This is a genomic window from Streptomyces sp. NPDC056296 (assembly GCF_042268605.1).
GTDB lineage: Bacteria > Actinomycetota > Actinomycetes > Streptomycetales > Streptomycetaceae > Streptomyces.
This window is the reverse complement of sequence record NZ_JBHJRX010000005.1, coordinates 102,312-127,987: the sequence shown is the minus strand read 5'-3', so window position 1 is coordinate 127,987 and position 25,676 is coordinate 102,312. Positions and strand designations below refer to the sequence as shown.

Annotated in this window: 20 protein-coding genes and 3 pseudogenes; 8 read left to right on the top strand and 15 right to left on the bottom strand. The window is 69.0% G+C overall.

What is annotated here, in order from left to right:
* Window positions 1-2: 2 nt before the first annotated feature.
* The gene (locus ACFCZF_RS05530; protein WP_376670542.1) at window positions 3-455 is read left to right on the top strand and encodes an RDD family protein; all 453 of its coding nucleotides are present in this window, start codon (window positions 3-5) and stop codon (window positions 453-455) included.
* A gap of 89 nt (window positions 456-544) precedes the next feature.
* Complete coding sequence (locus ACFCZF_RS05525) at window positions 545-811, top strand: WXG100 family type VII secretion target (protein WP_376670541.1); 267 nt, start codon at window positions 545-547, stop codon at window positions 809-811.
* Window positions 812-898: 87 nt separating this feature from the next.
* Here ACFCZF_RS05525 and ACFCZF_RS05520 read toward each other — a convergent pair whose 3' ends face one another.
* The 4 genes from ACFCZF_RS05520 to ACFCZF_RS05505 all read right to left on the bottom strand — a co-directional run bounded on the left by ACFCZF_RS05520 (window position 899) and on the right by ACFCZF_RS05505 (window position 11,159).
* On the bottom strand, window positions 899-5,362 hold the full coding sequence (locus ACFCZF_RS05520; RefSeq protein ID WP_376670540.1) for an FtsK/SpoIIIE domain-containing protein: 4,464 nt from the start codon (window positions 5,360-5,362) through the stop codon (window positions 899-901).
* Between the two features lie 557 nt (window positions 5,363-5,919).
* On the bottom strand, window positions 5,920-8,235 hold the full coding sequence (locus ACFCZF_RS05515; RefSeq protein ID WP_376670539.1) for a PQQ-binding-like beta-propeller repeat protein: 2,316 nt from the start codon (window positions 8,233-8,235) through the stop codon (window positions 5,920-5,922).
* Between the two features lie 158 nt (window positions 8,236-8,393).
* Window positions 8,394-10,235 (bottom strand): serine/threonine-protein kinase, encoded by a 1,842-nt coding sequence (locus ACFCZF_RS05510; RefSeq protein ID WP_376670538.1) that lies wholly within the window; start codon window positions 10,233-10,235, stop codon window positions 8,394-8,396.
* Between the two features lie 75 nt (window positions 10,236-10,310).
* Window positions 10,311-11,159, bottom strand: a complete 849-nt coding sequence (locus tag ACFCZF_RS05505) for a menaquinone biosynthetic enzyme MqnA/MqnD family protein (RefSeq protein ID WP_375921068.1) — start codon at window positions 11,157-11,159, stop codon at window positions 10,311-10,313.
* 291 nt (window positions 11,160-11,450) lie between these two features.
* Between ACFCZF_RS05505 and ACFCZF_RS05500 the strand changes: the two genes are divergently transcribed.
* Together ACFCZF_RS05500 and ACFCZF_RS05495 are read left to right on the top strand one after the other, a co-directional pair.
* Complete coding sequence (locus ACFCZF_RS05500) at window positions 11,451-11,654, top strand: cold-shock protein (protein ID WP_003974443.1); 204 nt, start codon at window positions 11,451-11,453, stop codon at window positions 11,652-11,654.
* A gap of 181 nt (window positions 11,655-11,835) precedes the next feature.
* Entirely contained in the window at window positions 11,836-12,528 is a 693-nt protein-coding gene (locus ACFCZF_RS05495) for a class I SAM-dependent methyltransferase (protein ID WP_376670537.1), read from the top strand.
* Between the two features lie 33 nt (window positions 12,529-12,561).
* Here ACFCZF_RS05495 and ACFCZF_RS05490 read toward each other — a convergent pair whose 3' ends face one another.
* Window positions 12,562-14,493 (bottom strand): AMP-dependent synthetase/ligase, encoded by a 1,932-nt coding sequence (locus ACFCZF_RS05490; protein ID WP_376670536.1) that lies wholly within the window; start codon window positions 14,491-14,493, stop codon window positions 12,562-12,564.
* A 303-nt stretch (window positions 14,494-14,796) separates the two neighbouring features.
* A pseudogene (locus tag ACFCZF_RS05485) lies at window positions 14,797-16,222 on the bottom strand (beta-ketoacyl synthase N-terminal-like domain-containing protein).
* Window positions 16,223-16,377: 155 nt separating this feature from the next.
* Here ACFCZF_RS05485 and ACFCZF_RS05480 point away from each other — a divergent pair.
* Together ACFCZF_RS05480 and ACFCZF_RS05475 are read left to right on the top strand one after the other, a co-directional pair.
* A complete protein-coding gene (locus ACFCZF_RS05480) occupies window positions 16,378-17,673 on the top strand; it encodes a 3-oxoacyl-ACP reductase (RefSeq protein WP_376670535.1) in 1,296 nt (431 codons plus the stop codon).
* Window positions 17,673-18,560: a MaoC family dehydratase gene (locus tag ACFCZF_RS05475; RefSeq protein ID WP_376670534.1), complete on the top strand. Its 888-nt coding sequence runs from the start codon at window positions 17,673-17,675 to the stop codon at window positions 18,558-18,560. Before ACFCZF_RS05480 ends, ACFCZF_RS05475 begins: the two co-directional genes overlap by 1 nt.
* On the opposite strand, the gene ACFCZF_RS05470 is transcribed toward ACFCZF_RS05475, so the two are convergent.
* A complete protein-coding gene (locus ACFCZF_RS05470) occupies window positions 18,548-19,252 on the bottom strand; it encodes a TetR/AcrR family transcriptional regulator (RefSeq protein WP_376670533.1) in 705 nt (234 codons plus the stop codon). The genes ACFCZF_RS05475 and ACFCZF_RS05470 overlap by 13 nt on opposite strands.
* Window positions 19,253-19,323: 71 nt before the next feature.
* Window positions 19,324-19,524, bottom strand: a pseudogene (locus ACFCZF_RS05465) (hypothetical protein); the annotation flags it as partial.
* A gap of 59 nt (window positions 19,525-19,583) precedes the next feature.
* Here ACFCZF_RS05465 and ACFCZF_RS05460 point away from each other — a divergent pair.
* Window positions 19,584-19,748, top strand: a pseudogene (locus ACFCZF_RS05460) (recombinase family protein); the annotation flags it as partial.
* A 37-nt stretch (window positions 19,749-19,785) separates the two neighbouring features.
* Here ACFCZF_RS05460 and ACFCZF_RS05455 read toward each other — a convergent pair.
* Genes ACFCZF_RS05455 through ACFCZF_RS05445 form a run of 3 tightly spaced genes read right to left on the bottom strand, consistent with a single transcriptional unit; the run spans window position 19,786 to window position 20,960 of the window.
* Window positions 19,786-19,974, bottom strand: coding sequence for a hypothetical protein (locus ACFCZF_RS05455; RefSeq protein WP_376670601.1), 189 nt, complete (start codon window positions 19,972-19,974; stop codon window positions 19,786-19,788).
* 20 nt (window positions 19,975-19,994) lie between these two features.
* Window positions 19,995-20,408 (bottom strand): transposase, encoded by a 414-nt coding sequence (locus tag ACFCZF_RS05450; RefSeq protein ID WP_376670532.1) that lies wholly within the window; start codon window positions 20,406-20,408, stop codon window positions 19,995-19,997.
* 60 nt (window positions 20,409-20,468) lie between these two features.
* Window positions 20,469-20,960: a hypothetical protein gene (locus tag ACFCZF_RS05445; protein ID WP_376670531.1), complete on the bottom strand. Its 492-nt coding sequence runs from the start codon at window positions 20,958-20,960 to the stop codon at window positions 20,469-20,471.
* 410 nt (window positions 20,961-21,370) lie between these two features.
* On the opposite strand from ACFCZF_RS05445, the gene ACFCZF_RS05440 reads away from it, so the two are divergent.
* On the top strand, window positions 21,371-22,186 hold the full coding sequence (locus tag ACFCZF_RS05440; RefSeq protein ID WP_376670530.1) for a sulfite exporter TauE/SafE family protein: 816 nt from the start codon (window positions 21,371-21,373) through the stop codon (window positions 22,184-22,186).
* A 111-nt stretch (window positions 22,187-22,297) separates the two neighbouring features.
* On the opposite strand, the gene ACFCZF_RS05435 is transcribed toward ACFCZF_RS05440, so the two are convergent.
* The 4 genes from ACFCZF_RS05435 to ACFCZF_RS05420 all read right to left on the bottom strand — a co-directional run bounded on the left by ACFCZF_RS05435 (window position 22,298) and on the right by ACFCZF_RS05420 (window position 25,551).
* Window positions 22,298-23,605, bottom strand: coding sequence for a dicarboxylate/amino acid:cation symporter (locus ACFCZF_RS05435; RefSeq protein ID WP_376670529.1), 1,308 nt, complete (start codon window positions 23,603-23,605; stop codon window positions 22,298-22,300).
* A 315-nt stretch (window positions 23,606-23,920) separates the two neighbouring features.
* Window positions 23,921-24,220 (bottom strand): DUF4229 domain-containing protein, encoded by a 300-nt coding sequence (locus tag ACFCZF_RS05430; protein ID WP_375921090.1) that lies wholly within the window; start codon window positions 24,218-24,220, stop codon window positions 23,921-23,923.
* 100 nt (window positions 24,221-24,320) lie between these two features.
* Complete coding sequence (locus ACFCZF_RS05425) at window positions 24,321-24,845, bottom strand: GNAT family N-acetyltransferase (RefSeq protein WP_376670528.1); 525 nt, start codon at window positions 24,843-24,845, stop codon at window positions 24,321-24,323.
* Between the two features lie 16 nt (window positions 24,846-24,861).
* Window positions 24,862-25,551: a UdgX family uracil-DNA binding protein gene (locus ACFCZF_RS05420; RefSeq protein ID WP_376670527.1), complete on the bottom strand. Its 690-nt coding sequence runs from the start codon at window positions 25,549-25,551 to the stop codon at window positions 24,862-24,864.
* Between the last annotated feature and the right edge of the window lie 125 nt (window positions 25,552-25,676).

Genomic DNA, 25,676 nt, shown 5'->3' with positions numbered 1-25,676 from the left:
TAATGGGCCGCAAGTACCCCGCCTCCGCCCATTGGGAGACGCCCTCTGAAACCCGTCGGATCGTCTCGGTTTTCATCGATGCGATAACAACGATCCTGGCTGGTCTCGCGGCTGGCCTAGTAGTCGGAATCGGGAGGGTCAATGGCGTGCCACAGATCAGGATCGATTCTCTCACCGTGTGGGGTACGGCCGTCTGTGCTGGTATCACGTTGTCGTTCTTCAATCACGTAGTGGTTGCGTTGATTACTCACAGAAGCCTGGGAAAGGCGATCGCTGGACTGCGTATCGTCAGAGAGACTGACGCTGGCCCTCCAAAACTCCTCCAACTCGTTGGGCGCTGGCTCTTTGGATTCCTATGGATGATCGCCTATGCGCCGATACATCTGGCTGCAGATAGCAACGTGACGCAACAGGACGCGGCGGGCCTGCGTATTGTGCGTCGAGCTAAGACGTGACAAGCAGATGACGGGACAGCACAATTTACGATAGTGTCGCCTCGGCGGGCAGATGGTTCGCCTGACTCCGACACACGGGGAGGCTTCTCATGAGCTTTAAGGGTGCAGATACAACTCGGCTTCGCAGCCTTTCAACCACGTTCAAGGCTCAGCACAAGAACCTTGACGACCTGATTAGGGCAATCTCAAACGGGACTCGGGACAGCGAGGACTTCTGGAAGGGCCCCCGGGCCAATCGATTCCGGGATGATTGGGACAAGCTGAAGCCGCAGCTCGTGGCCTTTTTGGAGTCGCTCGAGAACGCGCGCAAGGAAACCAGCGACGCTGCTGACAAGAACGACCAGGTCAACGACTGACCGGCTTTTCCTTACTGGTGACTTGACGTCGTGGTGAGGGCCGGGCACTTTCAGTGCCCGGCCTCACCACATGGTTGTTTACCCCGCTCAGGCCGGCAGAACAGCCTGCGCCGGCATGACTTCCCCGCTCGCCACAAATAGACCACGCCCGACGGGTCCACCCCCGACGTTCCCGGGCAGACGGATGCTGAACATCTCGCCGTCTTGGGAGCCCTGCGGGGACAACAGCAGCCCGTTCCTCGACCGGCGAGCCTGAACGACAAACCCTCGATACTGCGAGGAAAGCGTGTCTACCGCCCCAGCAGCAATCAGCCCCAAGCCGCCGTCCATACCTCGCCGCAGCACTTCCTCAAGCGCTTCGTCGAGCGCCGAGTCGTAGAGCAGTTCCGCATCATCGACCAGCACTACATAGGGCCCCTGAGCCCTGTCGATCAGAGCCTCCAGATCCTCCGCTCTACTATCACTGTCCAAGCAACCGAGGACTTCGCCTCCAGTAGCCAGTTCACGTAGCGGGGAGCGCCGCGGTGTAATCAAGATGATGTCGGTGCCCCGCTGGAGCAGCGATTGAGCTGCAGTCATCAATGTGCTGGACCGTCCAGACTTAGGCGGTCCAGAGATGACGAAGCCAGGCCCTGCTTCCTCCAGGTCCATGCCGAATGGCCCCAGTTCGTCGCCACCCACTGCGAAGAGTGCCCACAGTGGTGACGAAGGGCTGAAGTCAGGCCGCAGTGCCATAGCTTCGGAGACCGTTACCCGGCTGGGGAGCACGTCCACACGAATCGGACGCTGATGTGCAGGAAGCCGGACGGTGTCTCGTTCCGACGCTCGAGCGATCTGCTGAAGTGCAGCCACTTGTGCCTGGCCCGAAGGGTTCTCGGCGAGCAAAGCGATCTGGCTCTCCTGAACGCCATCGTCGGTTGCCCTGAGAGCACGCCCAGTGGGGACCTCCTTCGGAATATCCTTCGTGGACATGCCCGCGAGCGAGTAGTCCGCTGGATCGGCGAGGCGCAACACTAGCCGATCGCTGAAGCTGCTCGAGATCTCGCCGGTCATCCCGCTCCGGTCGGTGGTGAGGACCACTTTGACGCCAACTGCTGCTCCTTCTCTGAACAAGCGCTTTGCCGACTCCACAAGCCGCCCGTAGTCGTAGTTCTCGAAAGCCAGCCGAAAGGCGTCCCACCCGTCGAGCAGGACCACCATCCAGGGCAGCCGTTCCCCGAGCTCAGCAGCGGCACGCTGCTCCACCGCACTGGACTGCCCATGCTCAGCAAGAAGCAACTGGCGTCGGGATACTTCACCCAGCAACCGTCCCAGGAGCCTGTCCACTCGCCCTGTCTGATCTCGGGTCACTACGGCTCCGCAGTGCGGCATTGCAGCAAGCGGCAGGAGCGCATTGGCGCCGCAGTCGATGCCGTAGAGGTGCACGTCGCTCGGTGGACAGTCCTGTGCTACGGCTCCCGCAATCGAGCGTAGGGCGGTCGAGCGCCCTGACCGAGGCCCGCCAGCGATCATCAAATGCTCTCCGTCAGTCAGGTCGAGCACCAGCGCTGCTCGGGCCTGCTGAGCGGGCAAATCGGTCAGGCCGAATTTGAGGGGAGCTATCGAATCCTGACTCATTTGTCTGGCCGGCAACGAGGCCACATCGGCCAACACGACATGCGTGGGGATAGGCGGCAGCCACGGGCTGCGGGGCTTGGCCATGCCGAGCTGTTGAGTGCTGCTTCTGATCGCATCCACGAGGACGGCAAGATCTGTGACCATCGTTCCGTCGTCTTCGGCCTGCTGTGCGACGTTTGGCAGGGGACGCCCATAGGCCGCCCAGTCAAGGATGTTCACCGTCACTTCCGGCGCGTTGTCCGTGCCCGGTCGTCTGCCACCGATCCGCGCGGACTGGACACCCACCAGAGATTGGGAGCCGGAACGCACGTAGCATCGCCCCGGTGTGGCCTTCGAGATCTTGCCGGCATCGACTGCATCGATGACGTCACGTGACTCCTCTGCGTTGGTCACCCGCAAGGCGATACGCAGGTTAGTGTTGGCCCGAATATCCGCACTGACCACACCTGCAGGACGCTGTGTGGCAAGGATCAGATGGACGCCCAGAGAGCGACCACGACGGGCGATGTCCACCAGGCCGGCAATGAAGTCAGGCAGCTCGGCAACGAGCGAGGCGAACTCATCGATAACGAGCACCAGTCTCGGCATGGGCTGAAGGTCTGGGCGCAGCCGTCGGGCATCGTTGTAGTCTTCGATATCTTTCGTTGCCGCATCAAAAAGGATCTCCTCTCGCCTTCGCAGCTCAGCGGCGAGTGAGGCAAGTGCTCGCTCCGTCAGATGGGCATCGAGGTCGCTGACCATGCCAACGGTATGCGGCAGCCGAGCGCAGTCTTGGAATGCGCTACCGCCCTTGTAGTCGATCAGAACAAAATTCAGCGCTTCAGGGGTGTTTCCCACTGCAAGCGATGCGATGATCGTCTGTAGAAGTTCCGACTTACCAGCCCCTGTGGTTCCTGCGACCAGGGCGTGCGGTCCATCCCTCCGAATGTCCAGAACAAAGGGCCCATCCGCGGCCAGACCGATCGGCACGGCCGTCGTCGAACCATTCCGCTGCCAGATGGCGATGACATCTTCCCCAGTAGGATTCGGCATGCCAAGGAGGTTGAGTAGCCGGGCGGCAGTGGGCAACGAACCGTCCGCGTCATCCCGACTTACGTCGCGCACGGGTGCCAGCGCGCGAGCGACCTGCTCGCACCAGGCAGCCGAGACCTGATCTGCCAGTACCTCGCCCGCCGACTCATAGCCATAGCCTCGTAGATAGACTCGGCCGGCCGAGTGCGGTGTCCAGCAGATGGCTGTGCGGCACTCCTCGGCCAGCAGCCGCTCGTCCTCATCGACGCACAACGCGAAGATCCCATGGGCTGGACCTTCCTGAAGGATCTGTGGAACGCCAGGAACTCTGCGCAGAATACGTGCCCCATCAAGAACCACCAGTATGTGCGAGTCTGGCCGGAGAGCCACGACACCGCCATTCTCGCGCGCAGACTCTTGACGCCTGGTCAGCTCTGCCAGGAGTTCGTTGATTCTACGTGAAATCGACTCCGCATCAGTTCCCATTAGTGCAACGCAATTCTGACCCTGCCGTGGAATTGCATGCGGAAGCCACTGAGCCCAGTTCCAATTGGTATTGGCATCAGGAACCGATGAGAGGACCACAATAGAAAGGTCCCGCGGACTATGTAGCACCGCTGCCTGCATAGTCAACCAGCGGGCAGTTGCGGAGGCTCTGGAGCGGTCTCCGGCAATGCCAACGACCCCAAGTTCGGTGAGTGGAATCACCAACGGTACATCAGCAACTACTGGAGGTTCGGGATCCTTCTCATCGGCATTCACGCCTCTTGCATGCACTAGGTCGATTTCTGCTGGGAGATCACTGAACCCCACACGCAGATGCATGGCGTCAGGGTCGGTTATACGCCGCTCCCACAGACGCCTACGAGGCCCAGTTGCAAACATCAGCAACTGTCCTGCATCCGGGTAGGCATCGCGGCGCCTTCGCTGGTCAGACTCGCTTAGTTGCGCCAGCTTGGTTTCCTGATCCTGCCTCGCCTTGTTGTACTCCTTCAAAGCGGCTCGGTATTTCTTCTTCCCATGCCGTCGGTCACTCAGCCACTGACCAAGCATCATCAAAGGCGAGAGGAGGCAGAACAGCAACATGTAAATCGTATTGGTGATGAAATACATCGCAAGACCGAAGAACAAAGGCATCAGCATGGAAATTAGCTGAAAGCGAATTCCCTCGTCTTTACCCGGAGGTGCTGGAACTACCAGTCTCGGTCGAGGCATCGGCGACGTAAGGCGCGGCGGACGGTTATACGCGAGCCCTGCCTCTCCTGTCGGGGAGAGGTGTGCATCAGGTTCACCCGGCTCAGCGAGGCTAAAAAGTGATTCTCCAGAGCTCAGCAACATGCCCGGATGCCATACGCTCGTTCCGCTTACCTGTTCGCCATCAAGAAACAGCTGGACATCTGAAGCAGGCGTAACCTTGACGCCTCCTCTGCTGTCTACCGAAACACGAGCTGCTTGAGGCGCTAGGTGACTATCTTCAGTAACGGAAAGCGAATTAGTAGAGGAGGAACCGATGGATGTGAAGCCGATGGAAATCCGTGCAACCCGCCCCGATCCTGGACCACCAGTAACTCTGATCTCATATCTTCCTGCTGGTTCACCGGTGCCCAAGAAGGGACCGATGGCAGAGTCGAGCGTGAGACGACTTCCGTCTCTGAGCCCTTCGCCAACTGAATAGGTGGGTGGAAACGGGAACCCGTCGACCCAAAGAGCAGGTTCTGTCAAACTTCCTGTCATTCCAGTCGACGCCAAACGCCCTGTAAAGGGGGTCACCACGCCTGAGGGCCAACGCTGGGGCGCTGCTCCACCCTGCTGCATTCCCCTCACCGCCTCGGCTACTTCCCCGGCGGTCACACCTTCGCCAACGCTCAATATCGCGTCCTGAGGTGCAACTCCTTCCCGGACCAAAGTCACCCGCACTCGCATCGAGATCTATCCCCTCTCGCTTGCTTCTGTCAGCGAAACTCGATGATGACGTTAGTCGACGTTCTCAACTGGAACGTGGGGGGCGAAGGCGCGTAGCGCGTCCACAAGTTCAGTGCGATTTAGGTTCCACAGATTGATGGCCCGACTCGCTAGGAACAGTTGATGATCGACATGCGGGGCAAGTGCAGCAGTCCGCTCCGGGCTGAGAGATGCGTTCTGACCCGGGAGCGCCGGGGCCCCCGGTCGCCTCCTCAGTCCGACATATTTGATGGGCTTCAGGGCAGCCGTCTTCTGCTCCCAGAGAACCACTGCTTCGATGTCTTCCCACGGAACGAAGGCAGTTTGCTTTTCATAGCGCGCCGGCGCACCTCCCAAGGTCACACCTCGTTCATCAACTCGGAACGCGACGAGCCTCTTCGTCCACGCTCCACTGAGAATTTGAACTGGGCTCCAGGTGAACCGGACCTCAAGTACGGGCGGAATCGGGACAGACATTAGTGAATCTCACTTCCCTTCCTGTTTTAGTCACTACTCAGTGAACTTTCCTCAGTGCAGCTTCATACGGCTGGCAGCGCGTATACTTCGTGCCCGTGCGTCACCAGCAGCCGGTTGCCATCGCCGGTGACCTGCCACGGCTCGCCCACCGACTTGTTGTCGCTGTAGGTCCACCGCAACTTACCGGTCCTGGCCTCCAGGGCGACGATGCCGCCGTCCAGGGAGCCGGTGGCGCCGTACAGGGTCGAGCCCGCGCGGAGGAACGACTCCGGGCCGTCGACGTCCAGTTCGTCGCAGAGCCAGGTCCGCTTTCCGGTCTTGACGTCGACGGCCCATACGCCGTCGTCGTGGTCGCTGACGTAGAGCACGCCGTCGAAGACCGTCGGGTTGTCGAAGCCGCGGCGGCCGGCCGGGGCGAGCGTCCAGGCGGTGCGGCCCTTCTCCACGTCGACGGCCTTGAGTTCGTCGCCCGGCAGGAAGACGAGGCCGTTCGCGACCGTGGGCTGCCAGGACCACTCGTCGCCGATCTTCCGGGTCCACACCTGGCCGCCGGTGGCGGTGTCCCGGACGGTGAGGTTGAGGTTCGAGTCGGCGTAGATCAGGTACTTGCCCGAGGCGGTGCCCTGGACGTCGTAGTCCTTGGTGCCCCAGTCCCGGTGCTGGACCCACGCCGCCTTTCCCGTGGTGTGGCTGATGGCCGCGACGGCCGTGCGGTACTTGGTGGCGCTCTTCGACTGGCCGTAGTCGGTCGCCGTGACGTAGACGTTCTTGCCGTCGATGGCGATCGTGTCCTCGACGGACAGCTGCTTGCCGAGGCGGCTGCGCCAGGCCTCTTCGCCGGTCTTGACGTCGTAGGCGACCAGGGCGCCGTCGTAGTCGCCGTCGGCGAGGAACACCTTGCCGCCGTGGAAGAGGAGCTGGGCTCCGGGCCGGCAGATGCCCGCCTTGGTCCAGCGGGCCTTGCCGGTCCGGATGTCGTAGGCCACGAGCGGGTCGCCGCTGACCAGGAGCAGTCCGTCGTGGGTGAGGAGCGGTACGCGCGTGCTGGTGCTGTCCTCCTCGGCCGACTTGTGCCACAGCGGCTGCGGGGCCACCCCGGCGGGCGGGGTCGTGAAGGTCTCGTCCACTGGCTCGGCCGTACCACCCTTGCCCGGAGCGTCCGTCGCCTCGTCGGAGGCGCCGTCCCCGGAGGCGAGCACCCACGCGGCGCCGCCTCCGGCCACCGCGACGGCCGCCGCGCCGCCGAGCGCCATGCCGAGCGCCCGCCGCCGGGAGCGGACCGGCGCCGACGCCCCGTCCGCGCCGACCTGCACGGTGCCGGGGAGGGGGGTGCCGTAGCCGGGTGACGGTGCCGGCGTACCACCGGGCGGCGTGCCGTACCCGGCCGATGACGTACCGGCCGGAGGTGTCCCGGTCGGCATCGTCGGCGCCGGACCGAATGCGGACGCTGCCTGCGCCGACGGAACGTTCGCGGGTGCGTCGGGCGCCTCCAGGTCCAGGATTCCCGCGGCGTGGGTCGCGATCGTCGAGGCCACCGCCGAAGGCAGCCAGTCGTGCAGGGCGGCGTCGATGCCCTGCCCGGCCAGTGCCGTGAGGATCTGACCGGGCACCGGGCGCTGCGCCGGGTCCTTCAGGAGGCAGGCGCGGACGAGTCCCAGCAAGGACGAGGGTACGTCCGTCAGGTCGGCCTCGCCGTGCACGACCTGGTAGAGCAGCGAGGCGTGCGAGGCCGTGCCGTCGCCGAAGGCGCCTCGCCCGGTTGCCGCGAAGGCGAGCACGGAACCGAGCGAGAAGACGTCGCCGGCCGTGCCGACGTCCTTGCCCATCGCCTGCTCCGGCGACATGTAACCGGGCGAGCCGACCACGACTCCGGTCTGCGTCATCCGACTGCCGTCCACTGCCCGCGCGATGCCGAAGTCGATGAGGCGGGGGCCGTCGGCGGCCAGCAGGACGTTGGATGGCTTGAGGTCGCGGTGGATCAGGCCCGCCGCGTGGATATCCTGGAGGGCGGCGGCGAGTCCGGCGGCCAGCGCGCGGACCGTGCGCTCCGGCAGCGCTCCGTGGGCCGCGACCACGTCCGTCAGGTCGGGCCCGAGGACGTACGACGTGGCGAGCCACGGCAGCGGCGCGTCCGAGTCGGCATCAACGACGGGCGCGGTGAACCGGCCGGAGACTGCCCTCGCGATCTCGACCTCGTGCCGGAAGCGGGCCCGGAAGTCGCCGTCTGCCGCGAGGTCGGGGCGGACCACCTTCACGGCGACCGTACGGCCGCCGGGCGACCGGGCGAGGTAGACGCGTCCCATGCCACCGGCACCGAGTCTTCGCAGGAGGCGGTAACTTCCCAGCTCCCGCGGATCGTCCGACTGCAGTGACTCCATGGCGTGGCCTTCCCCGTCGTGTCGCGTCGACGAACTCCGAACTCCTGGTCCTGGGCGCCGGTGTTCGCTGTCGCAGACACAGTAGTAACAGGGATACCGGGGCAGTTACACGGGGACAGCCGGCGGGCAGCCGGTGCAAAGCGATCGGGGGCGGATGCCTACTCGACTCTCGACAACCGCGCCTTCGGCCGCCCCGAGTCCTCGCTGTCGGACTCGTACCGGAGGTCGTCGCCGACAGGTGTGAGGCGGACGGTGTGGAGGGCCGGGTTGCAGACGTCGCGGTTGCCCTCGGCTCCCACGGCGCTCGCGACGATCTGTTTCTCCGTGACCTTCTTGAGGGTCAGTACGTCGTCACAGGTGCCGGCGAAGATGTCGGTGTGGCGCAGGGTGCCCAGCTTCTCGCCCACCTCGGCCTGGCGGACGGTCAGGCGGAACGTGCCGAGGGGCAGGTTGCCCTCGACGGCGACGGCCTGGCCCTCCCAGGTGCCGACGTAGCGGGCGGGGACGGTGCGCGGGGAGGAGGGTGTCTGGGTGGCGGTGTCCTGGCCGCCCGGGCTGTTGCCGCCGCCGCCCGGCAGCAGGTCCAGGACGAACACCGAACCGACCGTCACCGCCGCCAGCGCTCCCGCCACCGCGAGCGCCACGGTGCAGCTGAGCCGCCGGCCGCGGCCACCGGCGCCCCGTGTGGAGGTCGCCGCGACGGACAGGGCGAGCTTGCCCGGCGAGCGGTCGCCCTCGCGCGGGGACGGTACGTCGGCGGCGCGCGCCGTCGGCGCGGGCATCACCGGCGGGGGCCCGAAGACGCCGGGTGCCGCCCCGCCGACCGAGCCCGCCCCGCCGACCGAGCCCGCCCCGCCGACCGAGCCCGCCCCGCCGACCGAGCCCGCCCCGCCGGCCGAGCCCGGCGCTCCCACCGAGCCCGGCGCTCCCACCGACGGCCGGCTGAACCCCACCGGTCCCGACACAGGCCCCGGTCCCGACACAGGCCCCGGTCCCGACACGGGCCCTGGTCCTGACCCGAGCCCCGGTCCTGACCCGAACCCCGCCCCCGCTCCCGCCCCCGCCGACTCCGCCGACTCCGCCGCCTCCAGATTCAGCAGCTGTACGGCGCTCCGGCTGACCCGCTCCACCAGCGCCCCCGGCAGCCAGCCGCCGGTCACCAGGCGTGCCGCGCCCTCGGGAGCGAGGCGCCGGGCCACCTCACCGGGGGTCGGGCGGGCCGCCGGGTCCTTCGCCAGGCACGCCGCCACCAGGTCCCGTAGCCCTCCGTCCGTCGCCCCGTCCCTCGCCCCGTCCAGGGCGCCGAGCTGCGGCTCCTCGTGGACGACCTTGTAGAGGAGGGCGGCCGAGGAGTCTCCCGGGAAGGGCGGCGCGCCCATCGCGGCGAAGGCGAGGACGGCGCCCAGCGAGAACACGTCGGCCGCGCCCGTGACGCCCTTGCCGAGGATCTGCTCGGGGGACATGTAGCCGGGCGAGCCGATCGACACGCCGGTCGAGGTGAGGGACGCGGTGCCTTCCGTGGCGCGGGCGATGCCGAAGTCGATCAGGAGGGGGCCGTCGAGGGTGAGGAGGACGTTGGACGGCTTCACGTCCCGGTGGACCAGGCCCAGCTCGTGCACCGCGGCCAGCGCCTCGCCGAGGCCCGCGCCGAGCGCCCGTACCGAGTGGGAGGGGAGCGGACCTCCGTCCGCGACGGCCGCCGTCAGGGACGGGCCGGCCGCGTACGCCGTGGCGACCCACGGCACGCGCGCCTCGGGGTCCGCGTCCAGTACGGGCGCGGTCCAGGCGCCGCCCACCCGGCGCGCCGCGTCCACCTCGCGCCGGAAACGGGCCCGGAACTCCTCGTCGAGCGCGAAGTGCGGGTGCACGATCTTCACGGCGACCGTGCGGCCGCCTGCGCTGCGGCCCAGGTAGACCCGGCCCATGCCGCCGGAGCCCAGTCGGCCGAGCAGCCGGTAGGGCCCCACGGCGGTGGGTTCGTCGACGTCGAGCGGCTGCATGGCGCCCACCCCTCCCCCGTACGCCATTACCTGTGAGCAGGGTAGTGGGCCGCCCGTGCCGGGGGCCCGGTGGAATCAGGGCTGGAGCAGGTCCACCTTCACGTCCGCCGGGAAGCCGGTGGTCGGGCCCACGCGGCGGGCGAACTCGGTGACCGCCTCCAGCTGCGGGGTGCCGAAGCGGAAGTCGAGGGTGGTGAAGTACCGCGCGAGGGTCTCCTCGTCGAATGCCTCCCAGCGGGCCGCCTGCTCGGCGACCTTGCCGACCTCCTCCAGGGAGAGGTTGCGGGAGGCGAGGAAGGCCTCGTGCACCTTGCGGGTGATGACCGGCTCGCGTTCCGCGTAGTCGCGCCGGGCCGCCCAGACCGCGAAGACGAACGGCAGACCCGTCCACTCCTTCCACAGCGCGCCCAGGTCGTGCACTTCGAGGCCGTAGCGCGGACCGTCGATCATGTTCGCGCGCAGGGCCGCGTCGCCGATGAGGACGGCCGCGTCGGCCTCCTGCATCATCAGGCTCAGGTCGGGCGGGCAGGAGTAGTAGTCCGGCTGGACGCCGTAGCGCTCGGCCAGCAGGAGCTGGGCGAGGCGGACGGACGTCCGCGAGGTGGAGCCGAGGGCGACGCGGGCACCGTCCAGCCGGTCCAGCGGGACCTGGGAGACGATCACGCACGACATCACCGGGCCGTCGCAGCCGACGGCGATGTCGGGGAAGGCGACGAGATCGTCGGCGTTCTTGAGGAATTCGACCAGGGTGACGGGTCCGATGTCGAGGTCGCCCTGCACCAGCTGCTCGCTGAGCTTCTCCGGGGTGTCCTTCGTGAGCTCGAAGTCGAGGAGCGTGCCTGTTCTCGCGAGCCCCCAGTAGAGGGGCAGGCAGTTCAGGAACTGGATGTGGCCGACGCGCGGCCGGGTGCGAGAATTGTCCACATCGCGAGGCTAGCCCTCCCCCGGCATCCACCCGCCGCCGCCCCCCGGCGTCAGCCGAACGGCGGAGGCGTTCAAACATTCGGGTGAAGTGATCTTGGCCTCTGTTGCGCTCGGGTGCCTGCGTGCTACGCTCACAGCAAGTTGCAGTTTGGTTTCCCTTGCAGTACAGAGCCTGCGGAGCATGTGACCGCGGGCTCTCGTCGTTCTCAGACGTATGCAGTTGTGCAGAATTCCAGTCTTCACACTTGCTGGTTCTGGAGCAGGGCAACCCTTTGGGCCCAAGGAGGGCTTATGGCTACCGGAACCGTGAAGTGGTTCAACGCCGAAAAGGGCTTTGGTTTCATCGCCCAGGAAGGCGGCGGCCCGGACGTCTTCGTCCACTACTCCGCGATCAACGCTCAGGGATTCCGTTCCCTTGAGGAGAACCAGCAGGTGTCCTTCGACGTCACGCAGGGTCCGAAGGGCCCGCAGGCGGAGAATGTCACTCCTGTCTGATTGACAGCAGTACCCAAGGAGCCCCGCGCCATTCTCGGCGACGGGGCTCCTGCCCTTTTTCGGGCCTTTCTTTCTGAATTATCGCTGGATTCTCGGTGAATTCTCGGTGAGTTCTCGGTGAGTTCCGGCCGCGGCTCGTTCCGACGGCCGGCTGTCAGTGCCGGGCACTAGGGTCCCCGCCATGACCGACGACACCCGGCACGACACTCGGCACGACACCGGGCGCGACACCCGCCGCGACACCGGCTTCCTGGACACCACCCGGACCTTCTACGACGCCATCGCCGAGGACTACGCGGACCGCTTCCACTCCATGGGCGCCGGCACACCGCTGGACCGGGCGCTGATGGGCGCCTTCGCCGAGCTGGTGGGACCGGAGGGGCAGGTGGCCGACCTGGGCTGCGGGCCCGGCCGGGTCACCGCCCACCTCGCCTCGCTCGGCCTGCGGGTCTTCGGCCTCGACCTCTCCGCCTCGATGCTCGCGATCGCGCGCCGCGAGAACCCGGACCTGCGGTTCGAGCAGGGATCCATGCTGGAGCTGGACCTGCCCGACGGCGCGCTCGCGGGGGCCGTCTCCTGGTACTCGTCGATCCACACTCCGTGGGAGCGGCTGCCGGACCTCTTCGCGGAGGTGCGGCGCGTGCTGGCCCCCGGCGGGCACCTGCTCCTCGCCTTCCAGGTCGGCGACGGGCCGAGCCGCCTCCACCAGCCCTTCGGCCACCCGGTCACCCTGGACTTCGAACGGCGGCGGCCGGAGCCGATGGCGGAGCTGCTGGAGGAGGCCGGTTTCACGGTCCTGTCCCGGACGGTGCGCGTGCAGGAGGAGGGCACGTCCTCGAAGGTCCCGCAGGCCTGCCTGATCGCCCGCCGCTGAGCGCACGCCGGCCTAGGCAGTGCCGTACAGCCGCTAATGCGTGCCGTACAGCCCCTCCACCGCCCCCGCGAAGTCCCGCATGATCACGTCGCGCCGGAGCTTCATCGAGGGGGTCAGATGGCCCTCCCACTCCGTGAAGTCCCTCGGCAGGACGGCGAAGCGGCGGATGGACTCCGGGCGGGAGACGAGCTTGTTGGCCTCGTCGACCGCGCGCTGGAGCACCGCCAGTACGTCCTCGTCGTCGGTCAGCAGCTCCGGCGGCACCGGGTGCTTGCCGTTCATGCGGCGCCAGTGGGTGACGCCGTCGGGGTCGAGGGTGAACAGGGCGGTGACGTAGGGGCGGCGGTCGCCCAGGACGATGCACTGGGAGATCAGGGGGTGGGAGCGCAGCCAGTTCTCCAGCGGGGCCGGGGCGACGCTCTTGCCGCCCGCGGTGATCAGCAGTTCCTTCTTGCGGCCGGTGATCGTCAGGTACCCCTCGTCGTCCAGGCTGCCGATGTCGCCGGTGGCGAACCAGCCGTCGGGGGCGGCCTGCACGACGCCGCCCGCCTGGGTGTCCCAGTAGCCGTGCAGGACCTGGTCGCCGGCGACCAGGATCTCGCCGTCGGCGGCGATCCGGACGCGGGTGCCGGGCAGCGGCCAGCCGACCGTGCCGAGGCGCGGCTTCAGCGGGGGCGTCACCGTCGCCGCGGCCGTGGTCTCGGTGAGGCCGTAGCCCTCGAAGATCTCGATGCCGGCCCCGGCGTAGAAGGCGGCGAGGCGGCGGCCGAGCGGGGAGCCGCCGCAGATGGCGTACCGGACCCGGCCGCCCATGGCGTTGCGGATCTTCCGGTAGACGAGGGGGTCGTAGAAGGAGCGGGCGGTCTTCAGGGCGCGGCCCGGGCCGCCGCCCGTGCCCGCCTGGCGGGCCTCCATGGCCTCGCCGTAGCGCTCGGCCACCGAGACGGCGCGGTCGAAGGTCGAGGCCCGGCCGCCCGACTCGGCCTTGGCGCGGGCGCTGTTGAAGACCTTCTCCAGCATGTACGGGATGGTGAGGAGGCAGGTCGGGCGGAAGGCCGCCAGGTCGGGCAGCAGGTCCTCCGGCTTGAGGCTCGGCGCGTGGCCGAGGCGGACCCGGGCGCGGACGCAGGCCACGGCGACCATGCGGCCGAAGACGTGGGACATGGGGAGGAAGAGCAGGACCGAGGGGTCGTCGCCCGTCTTGGCCTTGAAGACGGGGTAGAGCAGCTCGATCGCGTTGTCGACCTCGGCGAAGAAGTTTCCGTGGGTGAGCGCGCAGCCCTTCGGGCGGCCGGTGGTGCCCGAGGTGTAGATGAGGGTGGCGAGCGTGCTCGGGCTCAGCATGCCCCGGCGGACGTCCACCTCCGCGTCCGGCACCCGCTCGCCCAGTTCCGCCAGTCGCTCCACATGGCCCTTCTCCATGATCCACAGGTGCTTGAGGTCGGGTATGCGGTCCAGCTCGGGGCCGAGGGCCGCGGCCTGCGCGGTGGTCTCGGTGACCAGGGTGACCGCGCCGGAGTCCTGGAGGATCCAGCGGGTCTGGAAGAGGGAGGAGGTCGGGTAGACGGGGACGGTGACCAGGCCGGCCGCCCACGCGGCGAAGTCGAGCAGCGTCCACTCGTACGTCGTCCGGGCCATGATCGCGATGCGGTCGCCCGGCGTCAGGCCCTCGGCGATCATGCCCTTGGCCACCGCCAGCACCTGTTCGGCGAACTCGGCCGCCGTCACGTCGGACCAGTCACCCTCCGGCGACCTGCGGCTGAGGACCACCTGGTCCCCGGCCGCGGTCGCGTTGTCGAAGGGCAGGTCGGCGAGCGAGCCGCGCCGCGCCGGCGGGGCGAACGGCGGTACGTACGCCTCCCGTACGGCCCCGTCCAGCCGCCGCGTCTCGGGCGCCACCAGGGTGGGGCCGGGCGAGTCGGCGTAGGCGGCGGATGCGGCGAAGGAGGGAAGCGGGGTGGACACGGGCGGCTCCTGGGACGTGCAGCGGCGAGACTGCTTCTGCTGTCACTGGCTCGGCTGGCGCTGGCTAGCGGCTGTCACTGGCTCGACTGTCGCTGGCTCGCGGCCGTCACTGGCTCGGCTGTCGCTGCTCTGCTGCATGACGTACGTGCCTCGCGCGCCGAGGCGTTCATCGCCGGGTTCCGCGGACATGGGTTACCGGCGGTCAGTGTCGGGATCGTACGGGGCCCTCGTGGGGAGTTCGTGCGGGTTCGGGGATGGTCCCGCGCCGGACGTGTGCAGTCTCGGGGGTTACCTGCCAGTAGGTCACGTTCGTTCCAGTATGGCCGTGACGCCCTGGCCACCCGCCGCGCAGACGGAGATCAGGCCGCGCCCGGGACCGCCCCGCTCGGCGAGCAGTCCGGCCAGCGTCGCCACGACGCGGGCGCCGGTCGCGGCGAAGGGGTGGCCGGTGGCGAGGGAGGAGCCGGCCACGTTCAGGCGGGCCCGTCCACCGGGGCCAGGCCCCGTTTCTCCCAGGCCGCCAGCGTGGCCAGCACCTGGGACGCGAACGCCTCGTGGATCTCGACCAGGTCGAAGTCCTCGATCCCGAGCCCGGCGCGCTCCAGCATGCGCGGGACCGCGTACGCCGGGGCCATCAGCAGCCCGTCCCCCAGCAACCCGTCCCCCAACAGCCCGTCCCCCAACAGCCCGTCCCCCAACAGCCCGTCCCCCAACAGCCCGTCCCCCAACAGCCCGTCTTCCAGCAACCCGTCCGCACCGCCCGCGACATCGCCGCCGACGAAGTCCACGGCCGCCGTCTCGTACGCCGTGAGGTAGGCGAGGGGCTCCAGGCCGCGCGCTTCGGCCCACTCCTCGCTCGCCAGCAGCACCGTCGCCGCGCCGTCGGTCAGGGGCGTCGAGTTGCCCGCCGTCATCGTGGGGTCGGGGCCGGAGAGACCGAACACGGGCTTCAGCGCGGCCAGTTTCTCCACGGTCGAACCGGGGCGCAGGTTCTGGTCGCGGGCCAGGCCCCGGAAGGGGATGACCAAGTCCCGGAAGAGACCGCGTTCGTACGCCGCCGCCAGCCGACGGTGGCTCGCGGCGGCCAGTTCGTCCTGGGCCTCGCGGGTGATGCCCCAGGCCCGGGCGGTCACCGCGGCGTGCTCGCCCATCGACAGGCCGGTGCGCGGTTCGGCATTGCGCGGGATGTCGGGGACCAGGTGACCCGGGCGGACCTTGGCCAGCGCTTTCGCCCGGCCGCCGAGGGACTTCGCCCGGCGGGCCTCCAGCAGGGTGCGGCGCAGGCGGTCGTTGAGGCCCAGGGGCGCGTCGCTCGCCGTGTCCGCGCCGCCCGCGATCGCCGACTCGGTCTGGCCGAGGGCGATCTTGTTGGCGGCGGCGATCACGGCCTGGAGGCCGGTGCCGCAGGCCTGCTGGATGTCGTATGCGGGGGATGGGGGTCCCCCCGCGCGAGCGGATTCGAGCGTGGGGGAGGGTCCAGGGCCGAGCCGAGGACCGTCTCGCGGGCGAGGTTGAAGTCGCGGCTGTGCTTGAGGACCGCGCCGGCGACGAACTCGCCGACGGCGCCCGGCGCCTGGAGGCCGTGGCGCTCGACCAGGCCGTCGAGGGCCGCGGTGAGCATCTCCTGGCTGGAGGCGGTGACGTACGGTCCGTCGGAGCGGGCGAACGGGATGCGCGCGCCGCCGACTACCGCGACGCGCCGCGCCTGCGGCGGCTTCAGGGGGCTCATGCCGACCTCACCTCGACCTGCTCTCGTGACATGGACTTACCTCCGGTAACCTTACTCCGGAGTAAGCAAGAGTAAGCAAGAGTAAGTAAGCGTCAGCAAGAGTGGGCATCGTCCGGAGCCCCCCGTACGGCCTCTTACGGAGCTGGGAGTCACACATGGCCGACCGCTATATGAGCTTCACCGGCACCGCGCCCGGCCGCTTCCTCACCCGCCGGCTCGGGCTGCCGCAGCCCGCCGCACTCGAACGCCGGTCACTCGACGGCGGCCTGCTGCACCTCACCGCGGGCAAGCCGGACCTCGACCTCGCGCCCGTACTGGCCCGCACGGGACTCGGCGAGGACGTCACCGGACGCCCCGCCGCCGTCGTCCTCGACGCCACCGGCGTCCGGGACGTCGACTCGCTCGCCGAGGTGCACGCCGCGCTGCACCCCGTCGTACGGTCCGTCACCGCGAGCGGCCGGGTGATCGTGCTCGGCGCCCCGCTCGACCCCGCCGACCACCACCAGGCGGCCGCCCAGCAGGCGTTGGAGGGCTTCACGCGCTCGCTCGGCAAGGAGATCGGACGGGGCAGGACGGTCAACCTCGTCCGGCTCGGCGACGCCGACGCCGCCGAGTCCACCCTGCGCTTCCTCCTCTCCCCCGCCTCCGCCTACGTCAGCGGCCAGGTGATCGAGATCGGGGCGGCCGACACCCCGGTCACCGCCCCCGACGACTGGACCCTTCCCCTCGCCGGACGCACCGCGCTGGTCACCGGCGCCGCGCGCGGCATCGGCGCTGCGGTCGCCGCCACGCTGGCCGGGCAGGGCGCCCACGTCGTCGTCCTCGACGTGCCGCAGGCCGAGGAGGAGGCGCGGAAGGTCGCCGAGCGCCTCGGCGGCTCCGCCCTCGCGCTGGACATCACCGCCGCCGACGCGGGCGAACGCGTCGCCGCCGCCCTGCCCGGCGGGCTCGACGTCCTCATCCACAACGCGGGCATCACCCGCGACCGGCGCCTGGTCAACATGGACGCCGAACGCTGGAGTTCCGTCCTCGACGTCAACCTCGCGAGCGTCCTGCGCACCACGGACGCGCTGCTCGCGGCGGGCGCGGTGAACCGGGGCGGCCGGATCGTGGCGACGGCCTCGATCGCCGGTATCGCGGGCAACGCGGGCCAGACCAACTACGGCGCGAGCAAGGCGGGCATCGTCGGCCTGGTCCGCTCCCTCGCGCCGCGCGCGCTCGCCGGGCACGGGGTGACGGTGAACGCGGTCGCGCCGGGGTTCATCGAGACGCGGATGACCGCGGCGGTCCCGCTGTTCATCCGCGAGGCAGGCCGCCGCATGAACTCCCTCGCCCAGGGCGGGCTGCCCGCCGACGTCGCCGAGACCACCGCCTGGCTAGCGCACCCCGCCTCGGGCGCGGTCAACGGCCAGGTCGTACGGGTCTGCGGCCAGAGCCTGCTGGGGGCCTGATGACCTCCGAGGCCTCCAGGGCCCCCGAGGCCCCCACGACGCACACGCTGACCGGCGTCCCCGCCCTCCCGCCGCTCCTCCTGCGCGGCGCCCTGCTGTCGCCCCTCAAGCGGCCCCGTCCGGACGCGGACTTCCCCCGTACCCGGCTGGTGCTGCCCGGCCTGCGCGTGGACCTCGCGCGGCTGGCCGCCTACGAGAGGGTGTGCGGGTTCCCGACCGGGGCGGACGCGCTTCCGGTGACGTATCCGCACGTGCTGGCCTTCCCGACGGCCATGCGGCTGATGAGCGGCCGGGGCTTCCCGCTGCCGCTGCTCGGGCTCGTCCACACGTCGATCGGCATCACCCGGCGGGCCACCATGCCCGCGAGCGCCGAGTACGAACTCACCACGTACGTCGAGGGCCTGGCGCCGCACCGCCGCGGCACCGAGGCCACGGTCGTGACGGAGCTGCGGGCCGGCGCGGAACTGGTGTGGGAGTCCCGCAGTACGTACCTGGCCAGGCACCGCACAGCCGAACACCCTCCCGAGGCCCCTTCCACCGGGAACCCCGAACCCCTCCCCACCCACGCCCGATGGCGCCTCGCCGGTGACGTCGGACGGCGCTACGGTGCCGCGTCCGGCGATCGCAACCCGATCCACCTGCACCCGCTCACCGCCCGCCTGTTCGGCTTCCCGCGGGCCATCGCGCACGGCATGTGGACCGTGGCCCGGTGCCTCGCCGAGCACGGGACGCCGGACGCGGCCGTGGTGCGGGCGGACTTCCGGGCGCCGGTGCTGCTGCCGGGCACGGTGGCGTACGGGGCCGGGGAGGACGGGCGGTTCGAGCTGCGCGACGGCGAGGGGCGGCGACTGCACCTGTCCGGCGAGGTCGGGCCCTACCTGGCCTGAACCGGGGCGGCCTGAACCGGGGCCGCAGGTGCCACCGGCTCCGGCTCGGGATCCTCCGGCGGGGACCAGGGCCGGCCTCCCATCAGGTCGCCCAGGCCCGCCCAGGCGAAGTTCATCAGGGTCGCCGCCGCCTGCTTGGCGGTGACACCCTCCGTGGCGCCGGCCCAGTCGGCGAGCGACTCGGCGGCGCCGACCAGCGCTTCGGCCAGCCCGGCGACCTCGTCCTCGGGCAGGTGCGGGTCCCGGTGCGCGTCCCGCGCCGCCGCGGCGATCAGCTGCGTCACGAACGCGACGATCTCCTCGCGCATCGCCGCGACCTCGGCGGCGAACCGCTCGCCGTGCGTACGGGCGTGCAGGTGCAGCACCCGCCAGGCGTCCGGGCACCGCGCGGTGTGGTCGAAGAACGCCCGCAGGCCCGACCAGAGTTGCCCGTCGGCGGACAGCCCCGGACGCACACCGGCCCGCACCGCCTCGGTGAGGGCGCGGGCCTCGCGGCGGATGCAGGCGGTGAAGAGGTCGTCCTTCGAGTTCAGATACAGATACACCAGCGGCTTGGATACGCCCGCCAGTTCGGCGATCTCGTCCATCGACGCCGCCATGTACCCGCGCTGCCCGAAGACGCTCACGGCGGCGTCCAGCATCTGCTGCTCACGGACCGCACGCGGCATCCGCTTGGTCTTCCCTGCACCCATGCGAATCAGCGTACGGTCCGTGCGGCGGTGATCAGGTCGTCAGCGCGACGCCGGCACCTGGAGCACGTCGGTCAGACGGCGGCCGGAACCGGCTCCGACGCCTGCTTCTCCTGCTCCTGCTCCTGCTTCTGCTCCTGCTCCCGCTCCCGCTCCCGCTCCGGCTCGTCGATCGGCGAGCTGTGCGCCGCGTCGTAGGCCTTGCGGTCGAGCAGTCCCTCGCGGGCCGAGACGATGACCGGGATCAGCGCCTGCCCGGCCATGTGCGTGACTGTATCCTGTGTATGTACGTTGTAGAGAGCGCAGGCATCTGACACGTGACCAGGGGTGGGACATGGCCAAGCCAAAGCGTGTGGGGATCTACGTACGAATCAGCAAGGACCGCAAAGGTCAGGAACTCGGCATCCAGCGCCAGGAGAAGGCGTGCCGGGAGCTGTGCGAACGCCTGGGATGGGGATTCCTCAAGGTCTACCCGGAGAACGACGTGTCGGCGTCGACCACGAGCAAGCGTCGCCGCCCTCAGTACACGGAGATGCTCAGAGACGCACGAGCGCGAGAGCACGGGGGTGCCGGCGTCGTTCCCGCCGCGGCTTGGCCGGGGCGGGGCTTCGGCGGTGTCGCCGGTAGTAGGTGGCACGGCTCACGCCGAGCGCGGTGCATGCCTGGACGCGTCCGACCAGCCCGGTGAGCTCTTCGAGGGCCTGGTTGCGGGCAGCGTCGAACACGGCCGCAAGGTCGGCCTCCGTCACTTGGTGTTCTCGCCGGTCTGGTTCGGGGCGCTGTCCGTGGCGAACTGGTCGAGCAGCGCGGAGAGTTTTCCCTGGACCTCGATGACCGTGCGGGCCTTCGCGAGGTCGGCCTCCAGACGGGCCTTCTCCGCCTTCAGCTTCGTGATCTCCCTGTCCCTCGGGTCCGACTTCGGCCGTCCGGCCGGCGCGGCGAGCGCGTCCAGGACGCCCTTGTCCCGCTGCTGCCGCCACGTCGTGATCAACGACGAGTACAGGCCCTCCCTGCGCAGCAGGGCACCCTTGCCCTTCTTGTCCAACGTCTCGTACTCCGCGAGGATCCTCGCCTTGTACTCCGCGGTATACCGGCGCGGACCGGTCGAACGGGCTTCCACCTGCGGATCAGGGGTCCCGTGGTCATTGGTGCTGGCCACCCGGGCACTACTCCTTCTCCGCCCTCGACTCAATGAATCATCCAGTATGCCTGACTCGACCTAATTTGACAGAGAGGGCTTCGCCCACAGCAGCCAGCCCCGCTTTTCCAGCACATAGGCACGGTGCCGGATCTTCTCCACCTCGTTCTTGATCTCCGCTTCCCGGCCCACCGCCCGCGTCAGCTCCACTCCGTTCACCGGCCCCGAAGCGGCCACCACCGCGGCGAACACCTCCTGATACAGGCCGCTGAGCACCTCCTCGCCCATGCCCGACCGCCACACCGGCGGCCGCTCGCCATGCCCCGCGCCGGGGCCGCCCGATCCCACGGCGGCAGCCCTCTCACCACCGGACGGCGCCGGAACCGGCATATTCACCGGGCTCTCCCCGGCCAGTACCGACACGAGCTCCTCACGCCCCACCCGGGCCCGCTCGACCCGCTCCCGCGCAGCATCCACCTCCGCCTGAGCCTGCTCCAGGACCTCCGTCCAGGACTCCAGATCCTGCCTCGCCCGCGCCTCACGCTGTTCCATCAACCCCAGCACCGACGGCATCGCACCCTCCTCGATCCACAACAAGCCGTCCGCTGCCTGCCCCTACCCCAGAGCGATCATGCCCCGCACACGAAGAAGCCCCTGCTCATCGAACAGGGGCTCCCTTTGCCACAACGCACTTAGTCGCTGACGAGCTGGACAGGGAACTGCGCTCGCGCTACCCCCGTGAGCCAGCAACGCGCGACTTCCACGAACAGATCATGACCATCACGCGAGGCTCTTCAAAGCCCGAGCTTCCGTTCTGAGTCCGGCATCGACGGTCGCCGCTATCGGGTGCGGCCGTCGAAGGTGTCGACTCCTTGCCGCAGCTTGGATGTCCCAACGAACCTTGTGCAGCCACCCCGTGAGTTCCCCCGAAGGTGGATCAGTGCCGTAGCGAGCGTGGACGGCCACCAGCGAGGATGCCTGCCATGACCAGTGCCCAGAACCTCATCGCTCACCGCCCGCCGCACTCACCGCCCATGGTGTTCGTCGCGGGAGCCGCCATCGGCAGTCTGGGCGGAATGATCGGTCTGGGCGGCGCGGAGTTCCGCCTGCCGCTGCTGATCAGCCTCTTCGGATTCGCCGCGCTCTCCGCCGTCATCCTGAACAAGGCGATGAGCCTGGTCGTGGTCCTGGTCGCGCTGCCCGCCCGGCTGATGGCCGTACCGGCCGCCGAAGTGGCCGCGCGCTGGCCGGTAGCGATCAACCTGCTGGCCGGCAGCCTCCTGGGGGCCTGGGCCGGGGCGAGCTGGGCGGTACGCATGCGCAGCGCCACCCTGTACAAGGTGTTGGCGGCTCTGATGGTGCTCATGGCGGCGGCCCTGCTGGTCACGCACACCACCACGCTGGACACGCTCTCGCTGCCGCTGTGGGCCCAGGTGCCCTGCGGGGTCGTGGCCGGGTTCGGCATCGGAGTGGTCGCGGCGATCATGGGGGTGGCCGGGGGCGAGCTGCTCATCCCGACGATCGTGCTGCTCTTCGGCGAGGACATCAAGACGGCCGGAAGCCTCTCCCTGCTGGTCTCGCTGCCGGCGATGCTGGTGGCGTTCGCCCGTTACAGCCGTGACGGTAGCTTCGCGGTCCTCGGGGCGAACCTCCGCTTCACCCTGGTCATGGCCGGAGGCTCCGTCGTCGGCGCCGTGCTGGGCGGACTACTCCTGGGTGTGTTCCCGGACCTGGTGCTCATCCCCCTGCTGGCCGTGATCCTGCTCGTCTCCGCAGCCAAGCTCGCACGGCACGACTGACGCAGCCGAGACGCGTAACACGCCATCGCGGCGACCTCAGATCCAGCGCAGACAAACGACGCCCCGCGCCAGCTATCGGCGCGGGGCGTCATCTGTCTTGTCAGTCGGCGATCAGGCGGCGACAGCCACCGGCTTCGGCTCGTCCGCGTCGACGGGCGTCGAGGCCACGCTGTTGAACTTGTCGCGGTCGAGGATGCCCTCACGCGCCGAGACAATCAACGGTGCTACAACTTGGCCAGCAACGTTCGTCGCCGTGCGCATCATGTCCAGGATCGGGTCGATCGCGAGGAGCAGGCCGACGCCCTCCATGGGCAGGCCCAGCGTGGACAGGGTCAGGGTCAGCATGACCGTGGCGCCGGTGAGGCCGGCCGTGGCGGCGGAGCCGACCACCGAGACGAAGGCGATCAGCAGGTAGTCGCCGATGCCCAGCTGGATGTCGAAGATCTGCGCGACGAAGATCGCGGCGATCGCCGGGTAGATCGCGGCGCAGCCGTCCATCTTGGTCGTCGCGCCGAACGGCACGGCGAAGGACGCGTACTCCTTCGGCACGCCGAGGCGCTCGGTGACCTTCTGGGTCAGCGGCATCGTGCCCACGGAGGAGCGGGAGACGAAGGCCAGCTGGATCGCGGGCCAGGCGCCCTTGAAGAACTGCAGGGGGCTGGCCTTGGCGACGGTGGCGAGCAGCAGCGGGTAGACCACGAACATCACGATCGCGCAGCCGACGTAGATGTCGGCGGTGAAGGTGGCGTACTTGCCGATGAGGTCCCAGCCGTAGGTGGCGATCGCGTTGCCGATGAGGCCGACGGTGCCGAGCGGGGCGAGGCGGATGACCCACCACAGGGCCTTCTGGAGGAGTGCGAGGACGGACTCGCTCAGGTTCAGGATCGGCTGGGCCTTCTCGCCGAGCTGGAGGGCGGCGATGCCGGCGACGGCGGCCATGAAGACGATCTGGAGGACGTTCAGGTCGGTGAACGGCGTGATGACGTCGGTCGGCACGATGCCGGTCAGGAAGTCGATCCAGGAGCCGGTCTTCTCCGGCTTCGCGCCGTCGGCCGGGGTGAGGCCGGTGCCGGCGCCGGGGTTGGTGACCAGGCCGATGGTGAGGCCGATGGCCACCGCGATCAGCGACGTGATCATGAACCAGAGAAGGGTGCGGGACGCCAGGCGGGCCGCGTTGTTGACCTTCCGCAGGTTGGTGATCGACACCAGGATCGCGAAGAAGACGAGCGGTGCGACGGCCAGCTTCAGCAGGCCGATGAAGGTGTCACCGACCTTCTCCAGGGTGGTGACCAGCCAGGATATGTCCTGGCTGCGGGCCAGCCAGCCCAGCAGCACACCGAGGACGAGACCGGCGAGTATCTGGGCCCAGAAGGGCACCTTCAGGTACTTCTTGACGTTCGTGACTGAAGACACGGACATGCTCCGTAGGGGGACGGGACGCGGGGACGGACGCGCTGGGCTGACGTGGAGAACGACGGATGAGGGGGGAACGTCAGGGGCGACAGTTCGCGGACGCGCACCGACAGAGGTCCACGTGCAGGCGCGCCACGAGCGCGAGGCTCGGCGGTGTGTGGGGCGCGGCTGCGTGCTTCATGCACACGACTTTAACACCTGTGCTTTGAGACCCCCAAAGCCTCGCTTTGAGAGGCAGGAGGCGCCTCTTGCCCGTAAAACGCAGATGGCCCCGGTTTCCTGTGAATTCGGAAACCGGGGCTTGCGCGTGCGTGACGGACGTTACGAGGTCTGACCCTGGGTGCGCGCCGTGTCGTCGGCGGTGTCCTCCTGGCCGCGGCTGGCGTCGAGGTTGGCCTTCATACGGTCCACCCGGCTCACGACCTGGACCGAGGCCTGGTCCCGCTCCTTGCGCAGCGCGACGTAGCTGATGGGGGCCGAGATCAGCAGGGAGAGCAGGACGATCCACATGCCGTTGGAGTCACCGAGGCCGCGCGGGAACACGCCGACGTAGACGAGCCCCCAGACTGCTACGAGGCAGCCCACGAAGATCCCGAGGCGCATCAGCGTGTAGCGGAGCATCTCAATCCACTCTTCCGTTTCTGGCACAAAGAGGCACTGTCCAGTGAAACATGCCGGGTCGCCGATCTTTCGGCGGGGTCGGCCTGCGACGGGAACGCGCTCAGTTCAGCGGCAGCAGCATGAAGACGTCGTCCCGGTCGTCGCCCGGTGCCACGCGGATCGCGCCGGGCACCCGGCCGACCTCCTTGTAGCCGCAGGACTCGTAGAACCGCTCCAGGCCGCCGCCGCCCCGGCAGGTGAGCCGGATCGCTCCGATGCCGTCCACGGTGCGGGCGGCGTCCGCGGCCGCGGTCATCAGGTCCCGGCCGTAGCCTCGGCCCTGGTGGCGCGGGTGGACCATCACCGTGTAGAGCCACAGCCAGTGGGTCATCAGGCGGTGCGTGTTGAGGGCGAGGAACGCGGTGGCGGCCACCCGCCCCTCCTCGTCGTGGCCGACGAGCAGGCGGGTGCGGCCCTCGGCCATGCCCACCATGTGTCTGACCAGTTCGGGGCGGATGTCCCCCCGCGTCACCGGCGGTACGAAGCCCACGGAGCCGCCCGCGTTGGAGACGTCGGTCCACAGGTCGAGTACGCCGTCGCGGAGGTCGGGGGTGACGGCCGGATCGAAGGTGAAAGTAAGGGACACGCCACCATAGTAGCCATTACGCGAGTGCCTGTGCCGCCACCCGCAGATCCGAGACCAGTCCGCGGTACGCCCCGTCCCGGTCCTCGGCCCGCAGCACCGCCTGGGGGCACCTCCCGGCTCGAGCGAAGCCGAGAGCTGGGGGAGGATGCACGGTCGGCACCAGTCGTTCCGGGCGCCCGTGGATCTCCTCCTCCAGCACCGTGCCGCGCACCTGCGTGACCCGGAAGGAGGAGCCGAGCAGCGCCTTGCCGGCCGTGGCGCCGAGCACCACGATCAGTTCGGGTTCCACGCGGGCCAGCTCGGCGGCCAGCCAGGGGCCGCAGGCGGTCGTCTCGCGCAGGGTGGGCGCCTTGTGGACACGGCGCTTGCGGGGCTCCGCCCGCGTGAACTCGAAGTGCTTGACGGCGTTGGTGACGTAGGCGTCCGCCGGGTCGATGCCGGCGTCCGCCAGCGCCCGGTCGAGCAGGCTCCCGGCGGGGCCGACGAAGGGCTTGCCCTGCCGGTCCTCCTGGTCGCCGGGCTGCTCGCCGATCAGCATCACGCGGGCGGTCGCCTTACCGGCGCCGAACACTGTCTGCGTGGCGTCCCTGTGCAGGGGGCAGCCGCGGCAGTCGGCGGCGGCTTTGCGCAGGGCGGGGAGGCCGCCGCGGGTCGGCACGAAGGGCTCCGCCGTGTAGGCGTCCTCTGAAGTCACGCTGCCGGTCATGTGGTCCGACTACCCGCCGTGGGGGACCGGACCCGGGTCGGCTGCGGGTTGTGTGTGGTTGTTCGTGCGCGTTCCCCCCGCCCCCACGCGGAAGGGAGGAAATCGGGGAAAAAACACCAAACCCA

What these genes read in the sequence shown, in the direction of transcription:
- ACFCZF_RS05515 (WP_376670539.1), bottom strand. Translation starts at nt 8,235, where the DNA reads ATGGAGTCACTGCAGTCGGACGATCCGCGGGAGCTGGGAAGTTACCGC.
- ACFCZF_RS05510 (WP_376670538.1), bottom strand. Translation starts at nt 10,235, where the DNA reads ATGCAGCCGCTCGACGTCGACGAACCCACCGCCGTGGGGCCCTACCGG.
- ACFCZF_RS05520 (WP_376670540.1), bottom strand. Translation starts at nt 5,362, where the DNA reads ATGCGAGTGCGGGTGACTTTGGTCCGGGAAGGAGTTGCACCTCAGGAC.
- ACFCZF_RS05495 (WP_376670537.1), top strand. Translation starts at nt 11,836, where the DNA reads ATGACCGACGACACCCGGCACGACACTCGGCACGACACCGGGCGCGAC.
- ACFCZF_RS05530 (WP_376670542.1), top strand. Translation starts at nt 3, where the DNA reads ATGGGCCGCAAGTACCCCGCCTCCGCCCATTGGGAGACGCCCTCTGAA.
- ACFCZF_RS05480 (WP_376670535.1), top strand. Translation starts at nt 16,378, where the DNA reads ATGGCCGACCGCTATATGAGCTTCACCGGCACCGCGCCCGGCCGCTTC.
- ACFCZF_RS05445 (WP_376670531.1), bottom strand. Translation starts at nt 20,960, where the DNA reads ATGCCGTCGGTGCTGGGGTTGATGGAACAGCGTGAGGCGCGGGCGAGG.
- ACFCZF_RS05435 (WP_376670529.1), bottom strand. Translation starts at nt 23,605, where the DNA reads ATGTCCGTGTCTTCAGTCACGAACGTCAAGAAGTACCTGAAGGTGCCC.
- ACFCZF_RS05430 (WP_375921090.1), bottom strand. Translation starts at nt 24,220, where the DNA reads ATGCTCCGCTACACGCTGATGCGCCTCGGGATCTTCGTGGGCTGCCTC.
- ACFCZF_RS05500 (WP_003974443.1), top strand. Translation starts at nt 11,451, where the DNA reads ATGGCTACCGGAACCGTGAAGTGGTTCAACGCCGAAAAGGGCTTTGGT.
- ACFCZF_RS05420 (WP_376670527.1), bottom strand. Translation starts at nt 25,551, where the DNA reads ATGACCGGCAGCGTGACTTCAGAGGACGCCTACACGGCGGAGCCCTTC.
- ACFCZF_RS05525 (WP_376670541.1), top strand. Translation starts at nt 545, where the DNA reads ATGAGCTTTAAGGGTGCAGATACAACTCGGCTTCGCAGCCTTTCAACC.
- ACFCZF_RS05475 (WP_376670534.1), top strand. Translation starts at nt 17,673, where the DNA reads ATGACCTCCGAGGCCTCCAGGGCCCCCGAGGCCCCCACGACGCACACG.
- ACFCZF_RS05440 (WP_376670530.1), top strand. Translation starts at nt 21,371, where the DNA reads ATGACCAGTGCCCAGAACCTCATCGCTCACCGCCCGCCGCACTCACCG.
- ACFCZF_RS05470 (WP_376670533.1), bottom strand. Translation starts at nt 19,252, where the DNA reads ATGGGTGCAGGGAAGACCAAGCGGATGCCGCGTGCGGTCCGTGAGCAG.